At 59.9% G+C, this 18684-nt stretch carries 18 protein-coding genes; 4 read left to right on the plus strand and 14 right to left on the minus strand.

The window, feature by feature from the left end; genetic code table 11:
- Positions 1-33 precede the first annotated feature (33 nt).
- The gene (gene trxA, locus FHT85_RS24950; RefSeq protein ID WP_015338194.1) at positions 34-354 is read left to right on the plus strand and encodes a thioredoxin; all 321 of its coding nucleotides are present in this window, start codon (positions 34-36) and stop codon (positions 352-354) included.
- A gap of 250 nt (positions 355-604) precedes the next feature.
- Here the strand turns inward: trxA and FHT85_RS24955 are convergent, their stop codons facing one another.
- From FHT85_RS24955 to FHT85_RS24985, 7 genes are all read right to left on the minus strand, one after another.
- Complete coding sequence (locus tag FHT85_RS24955) at positions 605-1957, minus strand: bifunctional folylpolyglutamate synthase/dihydrofolate synthase (protein ID WP_246780086.1); 1353 nt, start codon at positions 1955-1957, stop codon at positions 605-607.
- A 32-nt stretch (positions 1958-1989) separates the two neighbouring features.
- On the minus strand, positions 1990-2901 hold the full coding sequence (accD, locus tag FHT85_RS24960) for an acetyl-CoA carboxylase, carboxyltransferase subunit beta (protein ID WP_112338586.1): 912 nt from the start codon (positions 2899-2901) through the stop codon (positions 1990-1992).
- A 109-nt stretch (positions 2902-3010) separates the two neighbouring features.
- On the minus strand, positions 3011-3850 hold the full coding sequence (gene trpA, locus FHT85_RS24965) for a tryptophan synthase subunit alpha (protein WP_112338587.1): 840 nt from the start codon (positions 3848-3850) through the stop codon (positions 3011-3013).
- A gap of 10 nt (positions 3851-3860) precedes the next feature.
- Positions 3861-5075: a tryptophan synthase subunit beta gene (gene trpB, locus FHT85_RS24970; protein WP_112338588.1), complete on the minus strand. Its 1215-nt coding sequence runs from the start codon at positions 5073-5075 to the stop codon at positions 3861-3863.
- Positions 5072-5746 (minus strand): phosphoribosylanthranilate isomerase, encoded by a 675-nt coding sequence (locus FHT85_RS24975; RefSeq protein ID WP_112410465.1) that lies wholly within the window; start codon positions 5744-5746, stop codon positions 5072-5074. Before FHT85_RS24975 ends, trpB begins: the two co-directional genes overlap by 4 nt.
- A 111-nt stretch (positions 5747-5857) precedes the next feature.
- Positions 5858-6859: an NADP-dependent oxidoreductase gene (locus FHT85_RS24980; protein ID WP_112410466.1), complete on the minus strand. Its 1002-nt coding sequence runs from the start codon at positions 6857-6859 to the stop codon at positions 5858-5860.
- Positions 6860-6929: 70 nt separating this feature from the next.
- The gene (locus FHT85_RS24985) at positions 6930-7745 is read right to left on the minus strand and encodes an oxidoreductase (protein WP_112410467.1); all 816 of its coding nucleotides are present in this window, start codon (positions 7743-7745) and stop codon (positions 6930-6932) included.
- 89 nt (positions 7746-7834) lie between these two features.
- Between FHT85_RS24985 and FHT85_RS24990 the strand changes: the two genes are divergently transcribed.
- A complete protein-coding gene (locus FHT85_RS24990) occupies positions 7835-8266 on the plus strand; it encodes a winged helix-turn-helix transcriptional regulator (RefSeq protein WP_112410468.1) in 432 nt (143 codons plus the stop codon).
- Between the two features lie 99 nt (positions 8267-8365).
- Here the strand turns inward: FHT85_RS24990 and FHT85_RS24995 are convergent, their stop codons facing one another.
- The 6 genes from FHT85_RS24995 to FHT85_RS25020 all read right to left on the minus strand — a co-directional run bounded on the left by FHT85_RS24995 (position 8366) and on the right by FHT85_RS25020 (position 14955).
- The gene (locus tag FHT85_RS24995; protein ID WP_112410469.1) at positions 8366-9127 is read right to left on the minus strand and encodes a M48 family metallopeptidase; all 762 of its coding nucleotides are present in this window, start codon (positions 9125-9127) and stop codon (positions 8366-8368) included.
- Between the two features lie 89 nt (positions 9128-9216).
- Entirely contained in the window at positions 9217-9657 is a 441-nt protein-coding gene (locus FHT85_RS25000) for a DUF2852 domain-containing protein (RefSeq protein ID WP_112410470.1), read from the minus strand.
- A gap of 323 nt (positions 9658-9980) precedes the next feature.
- Positions 9981-11258 carry a polyhydroxyalkanoate depolymerase gene (gene phaZ / locus FHT85_RS25005; protein ID WP_112410556.1) on the minus strand — a complete coding sequence of 426 codons (1278 nt, stop codon included), beginning with the start codon at positions 11256-11258 and terminating at the stop codon, positions 9981-9983.
- Positions 11259-11544: 286 nt separating this feature from the next.
- Positions 11545-12387, minus strand: a complete 843-nt coding sequence (locus FHT85_RS25010; protein ID WP_112410471.1) for a fumarylacetoacetate hydrolase family protein — start codon at positions 12385-12387, stop codon at positions 11545-11547.
- A 132-nt stretch (positions 12388-12519) separates the two neighbouring features.
- Positions 12520-13938 carry a pyridoxal phosphate-dependent decarboxylase family protein gene (locus FHT85_RS25015; protein ID WP_112410472.1) on the minus strand — a complete coding sequence of 473 codons (1419 nt, stop codon included), beginning with the start codon at positions 13936-13938 and terminating at the stop codon, positions 12520-12522.
- A 63-nt stretch (positions 13939-14001) separates the two neighbouring features.
- Positions 14002-14955 carry a glutathione S-transferase family protein gene (locus tag FHT85_RS25020; RefSeq protein ID WP_112410473.1) on the minus strand — a complete coding sequence of 318 codons (954 nt, stop codon included), beginning with the start codon at positions 14953-14955 and terminating at the stop codon, positions 14002-14004.
- Between the two features lie 161 nt (positions 14956-15116).
- Here FHT85_RS25020 and FHT85_RS25025 point away from each other — a divergent pair, with 161 nt between their 5' ends.
- Complete coding sequence (locus FHT85_RS25025; RefSeq protein WP_112338599.1) at positions 15117-15407, plus strand: DUF2218 domain-containing protein; 291 nt, start codon at positions 15117-15119, stop codon at positions 15405-15407.
- A 79-nt stretch (positions 15408-15486) separates the two neighbouring features.
- The gene (locus FHT85_RS25030; protein WP_015338178.1) at positions 15487-16086 is read left to right on the plus strand and encodes a nitroreductase family protein; all 600 of its coding nucleotides are present in this window, start codon (positions 15487-15489) and stop codon (positions 16084-16086) included.
- A 62-nt stretch (positions 16087-16148) separates the two neighbouring features.
- Here FHT85_RS25030 and gyrB read toward each other — a convergent pair whose 3' ends face one another.
- On the minus strand, positions 16149-18584 hold the full coding sequence (gyrB, locus tag FHT85_RS25035; protein WP_112400240.1) for a DNA topoisomerase (ATP-hydrolyzing) subunit B: 2436 nt from the start codon (positions 18582-18584) through the stop codon (positions 16149-16151).
- Positions 18585-18684 lie beyond the last annotated feature (100 nt).

Here is an 18684-nt window from a genome sequence, read left to right on the forward strand (position 1 = left end):
TAGCAACCCGCAAATCCTGGTAAGGAGCAGCCTATGGCTACCGTTAAAGTCGATACCTCCAACTTCGCCACCGAAGTGCTGCAGTCTGCAGAGCCTGTTGTCGTTGATTTCTGGGCCGAATGGTGCGGTCCGTGCAAGATGATCGCCCCGGCTCTGGAAGAGCTTGCCGTGCAGTTCGAAGGCAAGGTCAAGGTTGCCAAGCTCAACATCGACGAAAATCCGGAACTGGCCGCCCAGTTCGGCGTTCGCTCGATCCCGACGCTCGCCATGTTCAAGGCCGGCGAAGTCGCTGACATCAAGGTCGGCGCCGCTCCCAAGACGGCCCTGCAGAACTGGATCTCCAGCGCAGCCTGATCGGTATCGACTGTAGAAACAAGAGCCCCGCTTCGGCGGGGTTTTTTGTTGGTGCGGAGAGAGCGGGTCATCCTTGCCCTTCGAGGCTTCGCACCTCAGGGGTGAGGATGGAGCAGCCTCGTCTCCATGGCAACGCAGAGGCAACGAAGAAATGAGCCCGTAGCGGCTGGGCGCGAAGGTCAGCCCTCATGCTGAGGAGGCACAGGCCGTCTCGAAGCACGAGGGCGGGTGGTTGACCACCCGACCAGAATCACCGTGGCGGCGTGCCGTTGTCGGCTAGGACATCGCCGACCAGATAGAGCGAACCGCCGATCAGGATGCGTGGGGGAGGCGAATTTGGCACGGCCGCACCCTTGATCGCATCCAGCGCCTCAACGACGCTGGACATTGGTTCGGCGACAAGGCCGGCATCATAGGCTGCATTCGCCAGGATGACTGGATCGATCATGGCTTCGCTGCCTCGGATCGGCACGCAATAAACCTTTTCGGCCAGGCCGACAAAGGCTTTGAAATAGCCGATCGGATCTTTGGTATTGATCATGCCGATGATCAGAAACAGAGGCCGCGGCTGGCGCTCCTCGAAATTCGCCATGGCCTCGGCGATGACTTCGCCGGCGCCGGGATTGTGGCCGCCATCGACCCAGATCTCGGCGCGCTCCGGCGCATGCGTAACCAGCTCTCCTTCCGTCAGTCGCTGCAAGCGGCCCGGCCATTCGACCGAGGTCATCGCCTTTTCCATCATCGCTTCAGTCACGACGAAGCCAGCGGCCTTGACCGCCCGTATGGCGGCGGCCGCATTGCCGTGTTGGTGACGGCCCGGCAGGCGCGGCAGCGGCAGGTCGGCAAGGCCGAACTCGTCCTGATAGACCAGCTTGCCGTATTCCTCATGGGCGGAGAAATCCTGGCCGAAGACGGCGGTCGGGCAACGAAGCCGCTCGGCCGTCGAGATCAGCACGTCGAGTGCTGCATCATAGTCCTGATGGCCGATGACAACCGGATGGCCTGCCTTCATGATGCCGGCCTTTTCGGCCGCGATCAGCTCGACGCGGTCGCCGAGGTAGGGCTGGTGATCGAGCGAAATCGGCATGATGACCGACACGGCAGGATCGGAAATAACATTCGTGGCGTCGAAACGGCCGCCAAGACCAACCTCGATGACGGCAACATCTGCCGGATGTTCGGCAAAGAGGAGAAAGGTCGCTGCCGTCAGGATTTCGAAGACGGTGATCTTTTGCCCGCCATTGGCCTTGGCGATGCGTCTCAGCGCATCGGCAAACACGGCATCGTCGACGAGCTTGCCGCGGCCGCCCTTGACGCCGATGCGATAGCGCTCGTGCCAATTGACGAGATGCGGCGACGTGTGGACGTGGACGCTGTAGCCGCCGGCTTCGAGCAGCGCGCGGCAGAAGGCCGTGACGGATCCCTTGCCGTTGGTGCCGGCGATATGGATCACCGGCGGCAATTTCTGATGAGGGTTGCCGAGGGGGTCGAGCAGCCGGGTTATTCTCTCCAGAGAAAGATCGAAGCCCTTGGGGTGCAACCCCATGAGCTTCTCGATCTCGCGTGCTGCCTCGCTCATTGCGGACTGATCCATAGACGTCATCCCGCACCTCCGCCCGTCGGCAATCGATGATGTCAGGCGCTCGCTGCTATCGCCAGTGCTGCGCCATTCTTGCTCTTGACCGATACGTCGTTTGCCGGCGCCTTGGTCAGGATCTTCAGAAGCGTCGCCAGGGTGTCAGGAATGTCGTGACGCTTGACCACCATATCCACCATGCCGTGCTCCAGCAGGTATTCCGAGGTCTGGAAACCCTCGGGTAGCTTTTCGCGCAGCGTCTGCTCGATCACGCGCTTGCCGGCGAAACCGATTTCAGCCCCGGGTTCGGCCAAATGAATGTCGCCAAGCATGGCGTAGGAGGCCGTGACGCCGCCGGTTGTCGGATTGGTCAGAACCACGACGTAGGGCTGGCCTGCTTCCTTCAGCATGTCGACGGCAACCGTCGTGCGCGGCAGCTGCATCAGCGACAGAATGCCTTCCTGCATGCGGGCGCCGCCCGAAGCCGGGAACATCACGACAGGGCATTTTTCGGCGATCGCACGCTCGAAAGCCTTCACGATAGCTTCGCCGGCCGCCATGCCGAGCGAGCCGCCGATGAAGTTGAACTCATGCACGATGGCAACGAGCTTCAGGCCGCGAACTTTGCCGACGCCAGAGAGGATCGTATCCTCCTGCTCGGTTTTCAAGCGGCTGTCCTTCAGGCGGTCGGTATATTTCTTCGAATCCCGGAACTTCAGCGGATCCTGCGCGACCTTCGGCTGCGGCAGGGCTTCGTATTCGCCGTTGTCGAAGAGATCAGCAAGGCGAGCCTTGGCCGGCATCTTCATATGGAAGCCGGATGCGGGGATGACCCACTTGTTGTCTTCCAGATCCTTGTGGAAGACCATCTCGCCCGTTTCCGGGCACTTGATCCAGAGATTCTCCGGAACCTCGCGACGGCCCAGCATGGAATTGATCCGCGGGCGGACGTAGTTCGTGATCCAGTTCAATTCGAAACTCCTAATCGACCGAATTAATCGATATCCTAGTCGTCACCAAATGCCCATAGGGCTTTTCCCTCAATCCGCAGGGGATTGATGAGAGGCCTATATGGGAAAACTATTCGGCGGCAACAAGGCGGGCGGAACGCGTTCCTGTCGACAGGCCGCGCACCAGGGTGGCGACAGCCTGGATGGTGTCTGCTGTTGCCTTGCCGTCCTTGGTCAAGCTGGTGGCGATCTGGTTGACGATCGCGGTGCCTACAACGACGCCATCGGCGGAGGCGCCGATCAGCTTGGCGTGCTCGGCAGTCTTGACGCCAAAGCCGACGCAGACCGGCAGCTCGGTGTGCTGCTTGATGCGCTCGACGGCACCCGAGACCAGCGACGGATCGGGCAATGCTGAACCGGTGATGCCGTTCATCGAGACGTAGTAAACGAAGCCGGTCGTGTTCTTCAGAACCGTCGGCAGGCGCTTGTCATCGGTGGTCGGCGTTGCCAGGCGAATGAAGTTGATGCCCTTGCGGATCGCCGGGATACAAAGCTCGTCGTCCATTTCCGGCGGCAGATCGACGACGATCAGGCCGTCGATGCCGGCGGCCAGCGCATCGTCGAGGAACTTTTCGACGCCGTAGATGTAGATCGGATTGTAATAGCCCATCATGACGATCGGCGTATCGGCATCGACTTTACGGAAATCGGCGGCGAGCTGCAGCGTCTTCTTCAGCGTCTGGCCGGCCTTCAGGGCGCGCTGGCCGGCAAGCTGGATCGCCGGGCCGTCGGCCATGGGATCGGAAAAGGGCATGCCGAGCTCGATGACGTCGGCGCCGGCTTCCGGCAGCGCCTTCATGATCCCGAGCGAGGTCTCGTAATCGGGATCGCCGCCCATGAAATAGGTGACGAGTGCCGGGCGGCCTTCAGCCTTCAAAGCGGCGAAGCGTTTGTCCATACGTGCGGTCATGGCGTCTAACTCACATTCCCAGAATCTTGCCGACGGTAAAGATGTCCTTGTCACCACGGCCGGAGAGGTTCATCAGGATGATCTCGTCCTTGCCCATCTTGGGCGCGCGCTTGATGACTTCGGCGAGCGCATGGCTCGGCTCCAGCGCCGGGATGATGCCCTCAAGGCGCGTCAGCGTCTGGAAGGCTTCGAGCGCCTCGTGGTCCATGATCGGGACATACTCGGCGCGGCCGATATCGTTCAGCCAGGAATGTTCAGGACCGATGCCGGGATAGTCGAGGCCGGCCGAGATGGAATGACCTTCCTTGATCTGGCCATCGCCGTCCTGCAGCAGGTAGGTGCGATTGCCGTGCAGCACGCCGGGCGAACCGGCGGTGATCGAGGCACAATGCTCGTCACCCTGCAGACCCTTGCCGCCGGCTTCGACGCCGACGATCTTGACACCCTCGTCATCGAGGAAGGGATGGAAGATGCCGATCGCATTCGAGCCGCCGCCGACGGCCGCAATGACGAGATCCGGCAAGCGGCCTTCGGCCTCCAGGATCTGCGCGCGGGCTTCGGTGCCGATCACGGCCTGGAAATCGCGGACCATTTCCGGATAGGGATGCGGGCCGGCGGCCGTGCCGATCAGGTAATAGGTGTCTTCGACATTGGTGACCCAATCACGAAGGGCTTCGTTCATGGCGTCCTTGAGCGTGCCGCTGCCGGCTGTCACCGGAATGACCTCGGCGCCCAAGAGCTTCATGCGGAAGACGTTCGGCGCCTGGCGTTCGACATCGGTCGCGCCCATGTAGACGACGCAAGGCAGGCCGAAACGGGCGGCGACGGTCGCCGACGCGACACCGTGCTGGCCGGCACCGGTTTCGGCGATGATGCGGGTCTTGCCCATGCGCTTGGCGAGCAGGATCTGGCCGATGCAGTTGTTGATCTTGTGCGAGCCGGTATGGTTTAGCTCTTCGCGCTTGAAATAGATTTTCGCGCCGCCAAGCTCAGCCGTCAGGCGCTCGGCGAAATAAAGCGGGCTCGGACGGCCAATATAATGCGTGCCGAGAGACTTCAGCTCCGCCTGAAAGGCCGGATCGTCCTTCGCCTTCGCCCATTCCTCCTGCAGGTCCAGGATCAGCGGCATGAGCGTTTCGGCAACGAAACGACCGCCGTAAATGCCGAAACGGCCATCCTCATCGGGGCCGGAGCGGAAGGAATTGAGTTTAGGCGTCTGGTTCACTTTCTACTCCCTGCTGCCGGTTCCGGCAGACATGCTTCTGCAAAAGCGTCGAAAAACTGGTCGATCTTGCCGAGATCCTTCACGCCGGGCGCACTTTCCAGCGCGGAGGAAAGATCGATGCCGCTGGCCTTGGTGGAAGCCAACGCCTCGGCGACGTTGTCCTTGTTGACGCCGCCCGACAGCATGTAATCCACGCGATCGTCGAGCCAGCTCATCAGGCTCCAATCGAAGGATACCCCGTTTCCGCCCGGCAGCACAGAGCCGGCCGGTGGCTTGGCATCGAACAGAAACCGATCGGCAATGCCGATATAGGACTCCACCCGCTTCAGATCGTCGGCATCGCGTACCGACATGGCCTTCATGACCGGCACGTTATGGACCGCCTTGATGGTCAGCACACGCTCCGGGCTCTCATTGCCATGGAGCTGCAGCATATCGGGCTTCACCAGCGCCATGATCTCGTCGAGATCGTCATTGGTGGGATCGACCGTGACGGCAACGACCTTGGCCTTACCGCGCGCGCGCTCCGCCAGCTGGCCGGCGAGATCCGGCTCGATATAGCGCGGGCTCTTTTCGAAGAAGATGAAGCCGATATGGGTGGCGCCGCGCTCGAGAGCACGATCCACCGCTTCCGGCGTCTTCAGACCGCAAATTTTGACATCGGGGTTCATGGCAGCGGAGTGACACGAAATTTCGAAAGAGTCGAGCCTAAAGGCGAGGGTCAAGGGCGGTTTTTCGGCCCGCGACCCACGCGATGGCCTCTTGAAACAAAAGTTCGCGCTTTATTTCACGGCGATTACGACCTTGCCTTTGGCGCGGCCGGTCTCGACATAGGCCAGCGCCTCATTCATGCTCTGGAACGGGAAGACCCGATCGACGACCGCTCTTATGGCTCCTGCCTCTATCAAAGAGGTGATCTTGCGGAGCTGTCCGCCGTTCGCGGTCATGAAGAGGAACGAATAGCTAACGCCACGACGTTTTGATTTTCTGCGAATGCCGAAGCTCAACAGCCCCATGAGCAGCTGAAACAACCATCCGGAACCATTCTGCCTGGCAAACGCCGCGTCCGGTGGACCGGAAATTGAGATGAGCTTCCCGCCCGGCTTCAGGACACGAAGCGATTTCTCCAGCGTATCCTTGCCAAGGCTGTTCAGCACGACGTCGTAACCCTGCAATACCTTTTCAAAATCATCTTTTTTGTAGTCGACGACGACGTCGGCTCCGAGGCTTTTGACGAGATCGACATTGGCTGCGCTCGTCGTCGTCGCAACATGCGCTCCAAGGTATTTGGCGAGCTGGATGGCGACCGTTCCCACGCCACCCGAGCCCGCGTGGATGAGTACCTTTTGCCCCTTCCTCAGTTTTGCCTTCTCGACAAGCGCCTGCCAGGCGGTCAACGCAACGAGCGGCACCGACGCCGCCTCTTCCATTGTCAGGTTCTGCGGCTTGAGCGCCACGTCAGCCTCGTTCATCGCGATGAACTCCGCGAATGTGCCGATGCGATCGTGGCCCGGACGCGCATAAACTTCGTCACCCGGCTTGAAGCCACGGACACTGGGGCCGACCCGGACGACGACGCCCGCGACATCGTTGCCGAGGATGAGCGGAAGGCGATAAGGCAGGATGAGCTTGAACTCACCATCTCTGATTTTGGCATCGAGAGGATTCACGCTGGCGGCATGTATCTCCACCATCACATCGTTCTCTCTCAACTCCGGCACCGAGCTTTCACCGAACCGAAGAGCGCCGCCTTTCGCATAGCGATCGATCAGAAATGCTTTCATGGGACTGACTTCCGTTTCCAGGGTAGCGAATAGCCGGGCATCGAAGACGCAGCATCGGCAATGGAGGTTATCAGGCGGGAAGCCCGTTGAACTTGCGCAGGTTTTTGTCGACGAACGCTTCCGGCAGAAAACGGCGTATGAAGCGAACCTGCTTTGCCATCCTGCCTGCGGTATAGCGTCTCTTCGGCGATGCGGCATTGGCGGCTTTGACCACCATGTCGGCGACCACCTCCGGCGCGTCGCCTCTCTCGACGATCTCACGCATCAGCTTTTCCGCATCGGCGCGAGCTTTATCGTACGCAGAGAGCGGTCGATCCGGCCGCGTGATGTTCTCTTCGAAGGCGGTGCGGGTAACGCCTGGTTCGACGAGGACGACGCGTATGCCTTGCGTGCGGACTTCATGGTCGAGGGATTCGGAATATCCCTCTAGGGCATGTTTGGTCGATGCATAGAGCGCATTGTAGGGCGCAGGAATCAACCCGAGGATGGAGCTGATATTGATGATCCTGCCTTTTCTCTGCCGTCTCATCACGGGCAGGATCGCGTTCGTCACGCGCAGAACGCCGAAAACATTGACATCGAAAAGCGCCCTCGCCTGTGCCACGGAGGATTCCTCGGCGCCGCCAAGCAAGCCAATTCCCGCATTGTTGACGAGCAGATCGATCCTTCCGGCGCGGACCATTATATCATCGACTGCCGCCTGCACGGATCTATCGTCCGTGACATCACAGACCAGCATCGAAACGCCGTCGGGAGCGTCGGCCAACGGTTTCCGGCTGGTTCCAAATACTTTGTATCCCTCGCGCAGTAGCGCTTGCGCGGTCACTCGCCCTATACCGGAAGAGGCGCCCGTGACCAGGGCGACGCCGCGTTCTGTCTTACTCATCGGTCTTCGCTTTCATTTTCACGTGGAACATCGATGAACATTCTGTTACTATCAAATCAGTAGTAAGTCACTATCAAAAAGATATCGACATGAAGAATCTTTCAAACCAGCCATGTCTGATCGCCCGCAGCCTCGCATTGGTGGGCGATGCGTGGAGCATGTTAATCTTGCGGGATGCCCATGCAGGGCTCACCCGCTTTGACGAGTTTCGCAAGAGTCTCGGCATTGCGCCGACGATGCTAACCGCTCGGCTATCCGCGCTCACAGAAGACGGCCTGCTGGAGAAACGCCGCTACTCCGAGCGGCCTCCGCGTGATGAATATGTGCTGACGGCGGCTGGTCAGGATTTCCTGCCGGTCCTGTTTGCAATCGGGGCATGGGGGCGCAAGCATCGCCCAAGCGACGGCGCGACCCGTTTCTTCGACGCTGAAACTGGAACAGAGATCGATGCCGTCACGATTGACCGTGCGACAGGGGCTCCCATCGGAACGCGCCGGATCCGCATTGCCATGCCGGAATGAAATGTCCCGGGCGCGAGGAGCAGAGGTCTTGCTCGTGTAACATGCCGCTATCGGCTCACAGCGGAGTTTGAGCGCCTTCGATCGACCCAAACAGCATGTTCAATCAAAATCGATCGCGTGCAGCTGGCTGCCATGGCGCTTCAACCAGGCCTTGGCCTCGTCCATGTCGGGGCAAAGCTTGCGGCAGAGCGCCCAGAAGCGAGGGCCATGGTTCATCTCGCGCAAGTGCGCGACCTCATGGGCGGCGAGGTAATCGATGACCAACGGCGGCGCCATTACAATGCGCCACGAGAAGCTCAGGTTCCCTTGCGAGGAGCAGGAGCCCCAGCGGCTGCGAGTATCCTTCATAGCGATTGACGTGACGGTGGCGCGGATGGATTTGGCGTGGACAGCGACAAGCTTTTCCAGGTCGGCGCGCGCCTCCTTCTTGAGGAAAGTGGCGATGCGGCGGCCGGCATGTTCCGGCAGGCCGCTGACGCGCAGCACTGGAACGCCTTCAATCACGATCGCTTCGGTGAGGCCGCGCAGGGTTCCGGTATGCTCGATTCGATGGCGGACACCGCGCAGCAGGATTTCGCTGCCACTGCGCAGGCTGCCATCGGCCGCGAATTTCGCGAGCTTCGTCAGTAGCCAACCCTGATGCCGATCGAGGAAGGCATTGACCTCGCGTGCCGCCAACCCACGTGGAATGGTCATCTTCAGCGACCGCCCGCCGGGCTCGATCCGGAGCGTGATGCGCGTTGCGCGCTCGTGCTGGCGGATCGTCAGCGGCATCAGCCGGCCGGCGACCTCGAGGGTGCGCGTTTCCGGCGCGGGCGGCTTGGCCGGCTGTTTGCGGGATCTGGAGAGCAGCGGAAACATGAGGCAGTTTTATATGATTCGCAGGGATTTCTGGCAAAGAAAAACCGGCATCGGATGATGCCGGTTTTGACCTCGTGACGGAACTTCCGTCACGGCGTCTGGAATTCAGTCGGCGAGCCACCATTGTCATTGCGCTTGACGCTGTTGCGCTCGCGCATGAAACGGTCGAACTCTTCCTGGTCCTTGGCACGGCGCAGTTCGCGGGCATAGGAGTCGAATTCGGCGCGCATCTCATCCAGCTTGCGGCGTTCCTGCTCGAGGCGCTCAAGCTCTGCCCGGCGCCAGTCGTCGAAGGCGACGTTGCCGGTCGAGGAGAAAGAGTGGCGATGACGATTGCGATGACGTCCGCAGCCAGCAAACATGCCGTCAGTCCTTTCGTTCACATCCCGTTTGAATTCCCGCAAACGTTCTCCGAAGAGAATATAGGCGAGCATGGCGAAGCCCAGCGGCCAGAAGACCACGAAGCCAAGCACCATTAGGGCAATAGTAGCCGGAGTCCAATCCGGGCGAAGCAATGCAGATTGATTCATTGTCAGGTATCCTCGCACGGCGCATCGCCCCTCGACCGATACCGGTCAATGGTCAGGCTTCTGCGCGGTTTTTAAAGCTCTACCTGCATCTCAGCGCGTTCCAAGGACGCGCGGCGCGGTAAACGGCCCGATCATCTCTGCGGTACCGCTGCAATCGAGATGGTAACCTCTTCGTGAGGCTTCAATGGGATCGCCAGGCGGAATCGGACAAGTCCTTGAATCCACCCGGATAATTCAACAAAAGCTAATAGTTTGCACGGCAGGAACCACTCAGCCGTTCAACAACGCTCCGAACTGCTCCATCTATCTGATTTTATTTACTTTCAGGCGGACTTTCCGCCCTTGATGACGCGCTTGACGACCGACCGACCGGTACGGGCATGCTCGCGGGTGAAGGCGAGGATGCGCGGCGCGATCTCGCGGCGGAAGCGCGAGCCGTTGAAGACGCCGTAATGGCCGACATCCGGCTGCAGATAGTGCATGCGCATATGGTCGGGGATATTGGTACAGATGGTCTGTGCCGCATGCGTCTGGCCGACGCCGGAAATATCGTCGTTTTCACCTTCGACGGTTAGAAGCGCGACGTTGCGGATGGCGGAGGGATCGACGCGCTCGCCGCGATGCATGAGCTCGCCCTTGGGCAGCGCGTGTTTGATGAAGACCTGATCGACCGTCTGCAGATAGAATTCCGCCGTCAGATCCATGACGGCCAGATATTCATCATAGAAATCGCGGTGCTTTTCAGCCGGTTCGCCGTCATTCTTGACGAGGTGCACGAAGAAGTCCTTGTGAGCGATCATGTGCCGATCGAGGTTCATCGACATGAAGCCGGAAAGCTGCAGGAAGCCGGGATAGACGGGCCGCATGAAACCCGGCTGCGGCCAGGGCACGTTCATGACGACGTTGTCGGCAAACCATTCCAGCGGCTTCTCCTTGGCGAGCTGGTTGACGGCAGTCGGATTGATGCGGGTATCGATCGGACCACCCATCAGCGTCATGGATGAGGGCGCCAAGCGATCGCCCGCCGCTTCCATAACGGCAGCTGCGGCCAGAACCGGCACCGAGGGCTGGCAGACAGCGACGACATGCGTATCCGGGCCGAGGTGGTGCAACATCTCGATGACGTAATCGATATAATCCTCCAGATCGAAGGTGCCCTCTGTCATCGGCACCATACGCGCATCGATCCAGTCGGTGATGTAGACGTCAGCACCCGGCAGCAGGGCTTCCACGGTGCCGCGCAGCAGCGTCGCATAGTGGCCCGACATCGGCGCGACGATCAGAATGCGGGGATCGGCACCATGGCCGGCGGGCAGGCTGCGCTCGAAATGGATGAGATTGCAGAAGGGCTTCTTCCAGACGATTTTTTCGTGCACGGAGACGCGTTTGCCCTCAATCTCGGTTTCAGGCAGGCCGAATTCCGGCTTGCCATAGCGCCGTGTAGTGCGCTCAAAAACCTCGAGGCTCGCCGTCAAGGTGCGGCCGAACACGGTATGAGAGAGGGGATTAAGGGGATTGGCGTAGGCTAGGCGCATCATGTCCGCCGCGGCGCGAAAAGGGGCGAGAGCGGCATGATTGAGTTCATAAAACTGATAAAACATGGGGGCTTTACCTTTCGTGATGCGGGGCATCCGGCCGCGCAAATCACCTAAATCATTGAAGCGCACGCTCTTGCGTGTCGCTGCCTTCACTGCGGCGCTCCTCCGGTCGCGCTGTGCAGCAGGATAATGACGGCTCCTCGGGCGCGATCCTCATCCTTCCTATAATCCAACCTAGCAGTTTTTGCTGCAGAGCAACATAACTACAATTGGTTCTTATCTATAAAAAACGCCGGAGAATCGCTTCCCCGGCATCAAGAATGATCTCGAAAGGTTAAAGTTCCTGAGCTCAGGCATCGGCGAGGAAGGTCTGGCGTTGGGTGCCAAGGCCTTCCATGCCGAGCTCGACGACATCGCCCGGCCTCAGGTACTGCGGCGGCTTCATGCCCATGCCGACGCCGGGAGGCGTGCCGGTGGAAATGACGTCGCCCGGGTGCAGCGACATGAACTGGCTGAGATAGGAGACGAGATAGGAGACGCCATAGACCATGGTCCTGGTCGAGCCATTCTGCATCATCTTGCCGTTGACTTTCAGCCACATGCCGAGATTCTGCGGATCGGCAATCTCGTCCTTGGTGACGAGCCAGGGGCCGATCGGGCCAAAGGTGTCGCAGGACTTGCCCTTGGTCCACTGTCCCGAACGCTCGGTCTGAAAGGCACGCTCGGAGACATCGTGGGAAACGCAGTAACCGGCGACATAATCAAGCGCATCGGCTTCGCTGACATATTTCGCCTTCTTGCCGATGATGACGCCGAGTTCGACTTCCCAGTCGGTCTTTTCAGAACCGCGCGGGATCAGCACATTGTCGTTCGGGCCGACGATAGCAGAGCTTGCCTTCATGAAGATGATCGGCTCCGGCGGTACGGTGGCGCCGGTTTCGGCAGCATGGTCGGAGAAGTTCAGGCCGATGCAGATGAACTTGCCGGTGCCGGCAACGCAAGCACCGAGACGCCCTTCCGGCAACTCGGGCAGGCTCTTCGGATCGAGGGCCGCAATCTTTGCCAGACCTGCCGGCGAAATCGCCTCGCCGCCGATATCGGCGACATGGGCGGAGAGATCGCGGATCTTGCCGTCGCTATCCAGAAGCGCCGGCTTTTCCTTGCCGACTTCGCCAACACGCAACAGTTTCATGGATTTTCCTTCCCTGCATTTTCAAAGACGAGATCGATGGCGTCATATATGAACGAGTTATTCACCAGTGTCATCAATCGATTTCCGAAAGCCTAGCATGGCTCGGCCCTTCGCGCTGGAAAAACAGCTTTTCTAGTTCGGGGATAATGACCTGGCGATTTCGACGATGACGTCAAAGGCCGTATTGATGTCTTCGGCCGTCGCCTCGAACTGACCGGCCTGGAAGCGGATGACCAGCCGGCCGCCGACGCGGGTCTGCGTCAGATAGATGCGGCCGTCATTGTTGATGGCATTGAGCAGTCGCTGCGTATGCTGTTCCTGATCGACCCCCGCAGGCGCCTTATGATCGAAGGAGAACAGCGACAGGAACGGCTCGGTGACAACCTCGAAATCCGGCTCTGCAGCTAGGCGCACCGCCAGATTCTGCGACCAGGACACATGGTTGCGGATCATCGTGCGCAATCCTTCCAGGCCGTGATAGCGCAACAAAAACCAGAGCTTCAGCGCACGGAAGCGGCGGCCGAGCGGCACGGACCATTCCGAGTAATTAATGATGCCATCGTGGCCGTGCGTGCGCAGATATTCGGGCTGGATCGCCAGCGTGCGGACCAGCGTCTCCGGCTCACGAACGAACTGGACGGAGCAATCAAATTGCGCGCCGAGCCATTTATGCGGGTTGAAGACGACGGAATCGGCCTGTTCGACGCCTTGCCACAGAGTGCGGAATTCCGGGCAGATCATCGCCGAGCCCGCCCACGCGGCATCGACATGGACATAGAGCCCATGCGCATGGGCGACCTCAACGACGGCGGCGATATCGTCGCAAGCACCGACGCTGGTGCCGCCGACGCAGGCGATGACGCCGCCCGGCAGCAAACCGGCAGCGCGATCACGCTCGATCGCCTCGGCAAGCGCCTTCGGGTCCATGGCCTTGTTAGGACCGTCGGTGGGGATACGCACCAGATTCTCATGGCCGATGCCAGCAATCCAGATGGCGCGGTCGATGGACGTATGGACCTGATCCGTGGAATAGATGCGCACTGCCTTGTTGGCCGCAAGCCCGCTTTTGTTGCCCTGCCAGTCCAGCGCTCTTTCGCGCATGACCAGCACGGCCGCAAGGGTCGCGGTCGAGGCAGAATCCTGAATGACGCCAGTGAAGGTTTTAGGCAGGCCGAGCGCCTGGCGCAGCCAGTCAACGACCTTCGTTTCAAGTTCGGTCGCGGAAGGCGATGTCTGCCAGAGCATACATTGCGCGGCGATGGCGCTGACCAGATATTCGGCAACGACCGAAACGGGAGCGGCATTGGCGGGGAAATAGGCGAAAAAGCGCGGGTGCTGCCAATGCGTCATACCGGGCACCAGGATATCCTCAAAATCTTTGAAGATATCCTCCATGGTTTCGCCCGTTTCCGGTGGAGAATCGGCGATATGAGCCGCAATCTCGCCCGGCGCCATCTTCGCCCGGACCGGCCTGTCGCGAAGCGAAGCACGATAATCCGCGCCCCAATTGGCCGCCTTCTCCGACCACTGCCGAAACTGCTCCCAATCCATGACGATCCTCCCTGCTCCATCGGACGGGCGGACCTTAGACCGGTTTCGATACTCGGTCGAGTATCAGAAAAGCTCGTCCAGCGCCGGCCCCAGCGGTACGATGCCGGTGGGATTGAGCGTCGAAATCGAGTAGTAGCCGCGCTTGATATGATCGAAGTCAACGGTTTCGGCAACACCTGGCCAATCGAACATACGGCGGCAGAAAGACTGGAGGTTGGCATAGTCCGACAACCGGCGGAGATTGCATTTGAACAGGCCGTGATAGGCGACATCGAAACGGACGAGGGTGACGAAGAGCCTGATATCGCTTTCCGTCGGATTGGCGGCAAAGAGGAAATCCCTGCTCTCCAGCTCGGTTTCGATCTGATCGAGGCAATCGAAGACCTCGTTGAAGGCTTCTTCATAGGCGATCTGCGTCGTGGCGAAGCCCGCGCGATAGACGCCATTGTTGAGAGCGGGATAGATCCGGGCATTGAAACTGTCGATTTCATCCCGCTTACCGGCCGGATAGAGATCGATGTCATTGCGGGCAAGATCGCCAAAGCCATCATTCAGCATGCGCAGAATATCGGAGGATTCGTTGTTGACGATCGTGCCCTTCTGCTTGTCCCATAGGACCGGTACGGTGGCGCGGCCAGTAAACGTCGGATCAGCCTTGGTATAGATCTCATGCATGTAGCTGGCGCCGTTTATCGGATCGTTCGTCGCACCGGGATAGTCGCCAAACTGCCAGCCCTGCTTGGACAACACGGGTTCGACGATGGAAACGGAAATGACCTCTTCCAGACCCTTCAGCTTGCGGCCAATCAGGGTACGTGAAGCCCAGGGGCAGATCAGAGCGACGTAAAGATGATAGCGGCCGGCCTCTGCTTTGAAACCGCCGTCACCCGTCGGTCCTGCACGACCATCGGGCGTGACCCAGTTGCGGAAGCTCGAAATCTGGCGAACGAAACCGCCCTTCTCATCCTTGGCCTGGACCGGCTGCCAATCCTCAGTCCATTTTCCATTTACCAGCAAGGCTCTGTCTCCGCTCGCACGCGTTCCTATAGGCGCGAAGCATAGCGGAACAAAATTTCACTGGAATAACGCAAACTTGAAACAGACTGTCTACCTGGCGAATGCAGATGCCTCTATGTATCAAATGACGCGTTTGCGATCAGGTTTATCGGAGAAATCCCATGGCGACATCCGTTTCCAACGTCAGGACCGACCATGCCAGCCGCTATCTCCAGCAGCTCTGCAAGCATTGGAGCCATCGCTTCAGCGTGGAATTCGATGCGGCTGCCGGCAGGGTGCCGTTCGGCGCGGAAAACTTCCTCGATCTGGCGGCCGAACCCGGCAACCTCGTCATGACGCTGACGGTCGAGAAGCCCGAAGACCTCGAGCGCATGCAGAACGTCGTTGCCGACCACCTCAAGCGCTTCGCCTTCCGCGAGGAGCTCGACGTAAGCTGGGCTGCTCGAATTTAAGTTTTCATCCGCTATTTATAACCAGCCAACGGCCAGTTTCGATCGCCTGCGGCAAATGCTCTCTAAGGAAGAAGCCCTCATGACATCAAGCAATAGCCGCGAATCCCAATATCCGATCGACAAGCTCTTTCTCGACCGCTGGTCGCCGCGCGCCTTTTCCAACGAGACCCTGCCGGAAGCCGACCTGCTGACCATTCTGGAAGCGGCGCATTGGGCACCCTCCGCCTCGAACCTGCAGCCCTGGCGTTTCCTCTATGCTCTGCGCGGCTCGGAACATTGGGACCGGTTTTTGAGCGTCCTGATCGACTTCAATCAGGGCTGGGTGAAATCCGCTGGTGCGCTGCTTTTTGTCATTTCCCGCACTCACAGCGGCGAGCTTGGCTCCGCCGAGCAGAAGCCCAGCTACAGCCACTCTTTCGATGCGGGCGCGGCTTGGGGCTTCCTGGCCATCCAAGCACATTTAGCCGGCTATGAAGCTCATGGCATGACGGGCTTCCACGTCGAAAAGGCGTATGAGGTTCTCGGCATTCCGGATGGCTTCCGCGTCGAGGCTGCCGTTGCGATCGGCAAGATCGGCGACAAGAATCAACTTCCGGAAAAGCTGCGCGAGCGCGAAGTGCCGAGCCAGCGCAATCCGCTTTCAGGACTGGCCTTCAACGGTACCTTCATCGCCAAGTAATCGATAAAAAAGAAAGGCCCGCCGAAACTATCCGGCGGGCCTTTTGTGTCTTCGTCAAACAATCAGATGTCGAGATTGGCGACGTTCAGCGCATTGTCCTGAATGAACTCGCGCCGCGGCTCGACCTCATCGCCCATGAGCCGGGCAAAGAGGCCATCTGCATCGGTCGCATCCGTGACCCTCACCTGCAGCAGCGAGCGGACGTTCGGGTCGAGCGTCGTTTCCCAGAGCTGCTCGGCATTCATCTCGCCGAGGCCTTTATAACGCTGCAGCGTCAGCCCCTTGCGGCCGCCGGCGAAGATCGTGTCCAGCAGCTGGCGAGGGCCGGAAATCTCCGTCTCTCCATCGCGGCGAACGAGCTTTGGCGGTGTGATATAGACTTCCTTTAGCCGCGCGCCGAGCTGATCGATAAGGCGGGCATCCTGCGAACCGATCAGTGCCATGTCGAGGAAGACGACTTCCTTGACGCCGCGTACGGTGCGCTCAAAGCGCAGGCCGCCCTCGCTCGTCACGGCACCAGTCCAGCCGCGCTCGGTTTCCTCGGCGATGACATCGAGCCGCTTGGCAACGTCATTGGCGAGTGCCTCCGCACGCGCGGGATCGCTGACCATTTCGGCATTGAGAGCGCCTGCAATTGCCGCCTGCTCGACGACGGAGCGATTATAGCGGGAATGCAGATTGTCGATCAGCGTGCGCAGGCGCAGTGCGTCGTAGATCGCCTCGCGCAGATCCTGACCGGTACGGACTTCGCCGTTGCCGAGGCGCAGGCTTGCATCGTCCGTGCCCTGGCCGATCAGATATTCTTCCAGTGCCTTCTCGTCCTTGACATATTGCACCGACTTGCCGCGCGTCACCTTGTAGAGCGGCGGCTGGGCGATATAGAGATGGCCGCGCTCGATGAGATCGGGCATCTGCCGGAAGAAGAAGGTCAGCAGCAGCGTGCGGATATGCGCGCCGTCGACGTCTGCGTCCGTCATGATGATGATCTTGTGATAGCGGAGCTTTTCGGCATTGAATTCGTCCTTGCCGATGCCGGTGCCGAGCGCGGTAATGAGCGTGCCGATTTCTTGGCTCGATAACATCTTGTCGAAGCGTGCGCGCTCGACGTTGAGGATCTTGCCACGCAGCGGCAGGATGGCCTGGTTTTCGCGCGAACGGCCCTGCTTGGCCGAACCGCCTGCCGAGTCGCCCTCGACGAGGAAGACTTCAGACTTGGCGGGATCACGCTCCGAGCAGTCGGCAAGCTTGCCGGGGAGCGAGGCGATATCAAGCGCGCCCTTGCGGCGGGTCAACTCGCGGGCCTTGCGGGCAGCTTCGCGGGCAGCTGCGGCTTCGACGACCTTGCCGACCAGAACCTTGGCTTCGGACGGATGTTCTTCGAGCCAGGTGCTGAGGGCTTCGTTGACCAGGCTCTCGACGACGGGGCGAACTTCGGAGGAAACCAGCTTGTCCTTGGTTTGCGACGAGAATTTCGGATCGGGAACCTTGACCGACAGCACGGCGGTCAGGCCTTCGCGGCAGTCGTCGCCGGTCAGCGTCACCTTTTCCTTTTTGGTAATGCCCGAGCTGTCCGCATAGGAGGTGATCTGGCGCGTCAGGGCAGCGCGGAAGCCGGCCATGTGCGTGCCGCCGTCGCGCTGCGGAATGTTGTTGGTGAAGCAGAGTACGTTTTCGTGGTAGCTGTCGTTCCACCACATCGCAACTTCGACGGTGATTCCGTCCTTCTCGCTGCGGATCGAAACCGGCTTTTGGACCAGCGGCTTCTTGGCGCGATCGAGATAGGAGACGAAGGCTTCCAGGCCGCCGTCGTAAAGCAACTCTTCCTGCCTGACGTCGGAATGACGCTTGTCGGTCAGAAGGATGCGGACGCCGGAATTCAGAAAAGCGAGTTCGCGCAGACGATGCTCGAGCGTGCCGTAGTCGAACTCAATCATGGTGAAGGTTTCGGAGCTCGGCATGAAGCTGACTTCGGTGCCGGTCTCGCCGCCCGCATCACCCGTTTCCTTCAGCGGTGCATCCGCCACGCCATGGGTGAAGCTCATTTCATGGATCTTGCCCTGGCGGCGGATCTTCAGCTTCAGCCAGACGGACAGCGCATTGACGACCGAAACGCCGACGCCATGCAGACCGCCGGAAACCTTATAGGAATTCTGGTCGAACTTACCGCCGGCATGAAGCTGGGTCATGATAACCTCAGCCGCCGAAACACCTTCGCCGCTGTGAATATCCGTCGGGATACCGCGGCCGTTATCGGTGACCGTGACCGAACCGTCGGGATTGAGCGTCACCGTTACGATATCGGCATGGCCGGCCAAGGCCTCGTCGATCGCGTTATCGACGACCTCATAGACCATATGATGCAGGCCCGAGCCGTCATCCGTATCGCCGATATACATGCCGGGACGCTTGCGCACCGCATCGAGGCCCTTCAGGACCTTGATGGAATCTGCGCCATACTCGGCGTTGCCACCATTATCGGTTACGGACGTGTCGGTCATATATTGAAGTCTTTCCAGTGTTTAGAGAACGCTGCCGATCCGTAGAGTATGATGCCGAAAAGTGTGAGCGGTTTTCGGACGGCATCATGCTCTACTTCTT

The organism is Rhizobium sp. BK312 (genome assembly GCF_014193605.1).
In the GTDB taxonomy this organism is placed as follows: domain Bacteria; phylum Pseudomonadota; class Alphaproteobacteria; order Rhizobiales; family Rhizobiaceae; genus Rhizobium.

What these genes read in the sequence shown, in the direction of transcription:
- trxA (WP_015338194.1), top strand. Translation starts at nt 34, where the DNA reads ATGGCTACCGTTAAAGTCGATACCTCCAACTTCGCCACCGAAGTGCTG.
- FHT85_RS24955 (WP_246780086.1), bottom strand. Translation starts at nt 1,957, where the DNA reads ATGACGTCTATGGATCAGTCCGCAATGAGCGAGGCAGCACGCGAGATC.
- trpA (WP_112338587.1), bottom strand. Translation starts at nt 3,850, where the DNA reads ATGACCGCACGTATGGACAAACGCTTCGCCGCTTTGAAGGCTGAAGGC.
- FHT85_RS24975 (WP_112410465.1), bottom strand. Translation starts at nt 5,746, where the DNA reads ATGAACCCCGATGTCAAAATTTGCGGTCTGAAGACGCCGGAAGCGGTG.
- FHT85_RS24980 (WP_112410466.1), bottom strand. Translation starts at nt 6,859, where the DNA reads ATGAAAGCATTTCTGATCGATCGCTATGCGAAAGGCGGCGCTCTTCGG.
- FHT85_RS24985 (WP_112410467.1), bottom strand. Translation starts at nt 7,745, where the DNA reads ATGAGTAAGACAGAACGCGGCGTCGCCCTGGTCACGGGCGCCTCTTCC.
- FHT85_RS24990 (WP_112410468.1), top strand. Translation starts at nt 7,835, where the DNA reads ATGAAGAATCTTTCAAACCAGCCATGTCTGATCGCCCGCAGCCTCGCA.
- FHT85_RS24995 (WP_112410469.1), bottom strand. Translation starts at nt 9,127, where the DNA reads ATGTTTCCGCTGCTCTCCAGATCCCGCAAACAGCCGGCCAAGCCGCCC.
- FHT85_RS25000 (WP_112410470.1), bottom strand. Translation starts at nt 9,657, where the DNA reads ATGAATCAATCTGCATTGCTTCGCCCGGATTGGACTCCGGCTACTATT.
- phaZ (WP_112410556.1), bottom strand. Translation starts at nt 11,258, where the DNA reads ATGTTTTATCAGTTTTATGAACTCAATCATGCCGCTCTCGCCCCTTTT.
- FHT85_RS25010 (WP_112410471.1), bottom strand. Translation starts at nt 12,387, where the DNA reads ATGAAACTGTTGCGTGTTGGCGAAGTCGGCAAGGAAAAGCCGGCGCTT.
- FHT85_RS25015 (WP_112410472.1), bottom strand. Translation starts at nt 13,938, where the DNA reads ATGGATTGGGAGCAGTTTCGGCAGTGGTCGGAGAAGGCGGCCAATTGG.
- FHT85_RS25025 (WP_112338599.1), top strand. Translation starts at nt 15,117, where the DNA reads ATGGCGACATCCGTTTCCAACGTCAGGACCGACCATGCCAGCCGCTAT.
- FHT85_RS25030 (WP_015338178.1), top strand. Translation starts at nt 15,487, where the DNA reads ATGACATCAAGCAATAGCCGCGAATCCCAATATCCGATCGACAAGCTC.
- gyrB (WP_112400240.1), bottom strand. Translation starts at nt 18,584, where the DNA reads ATGACCGACACGTCCGTAACCGATAATGGTGGCAACGCCGAGTATGGC.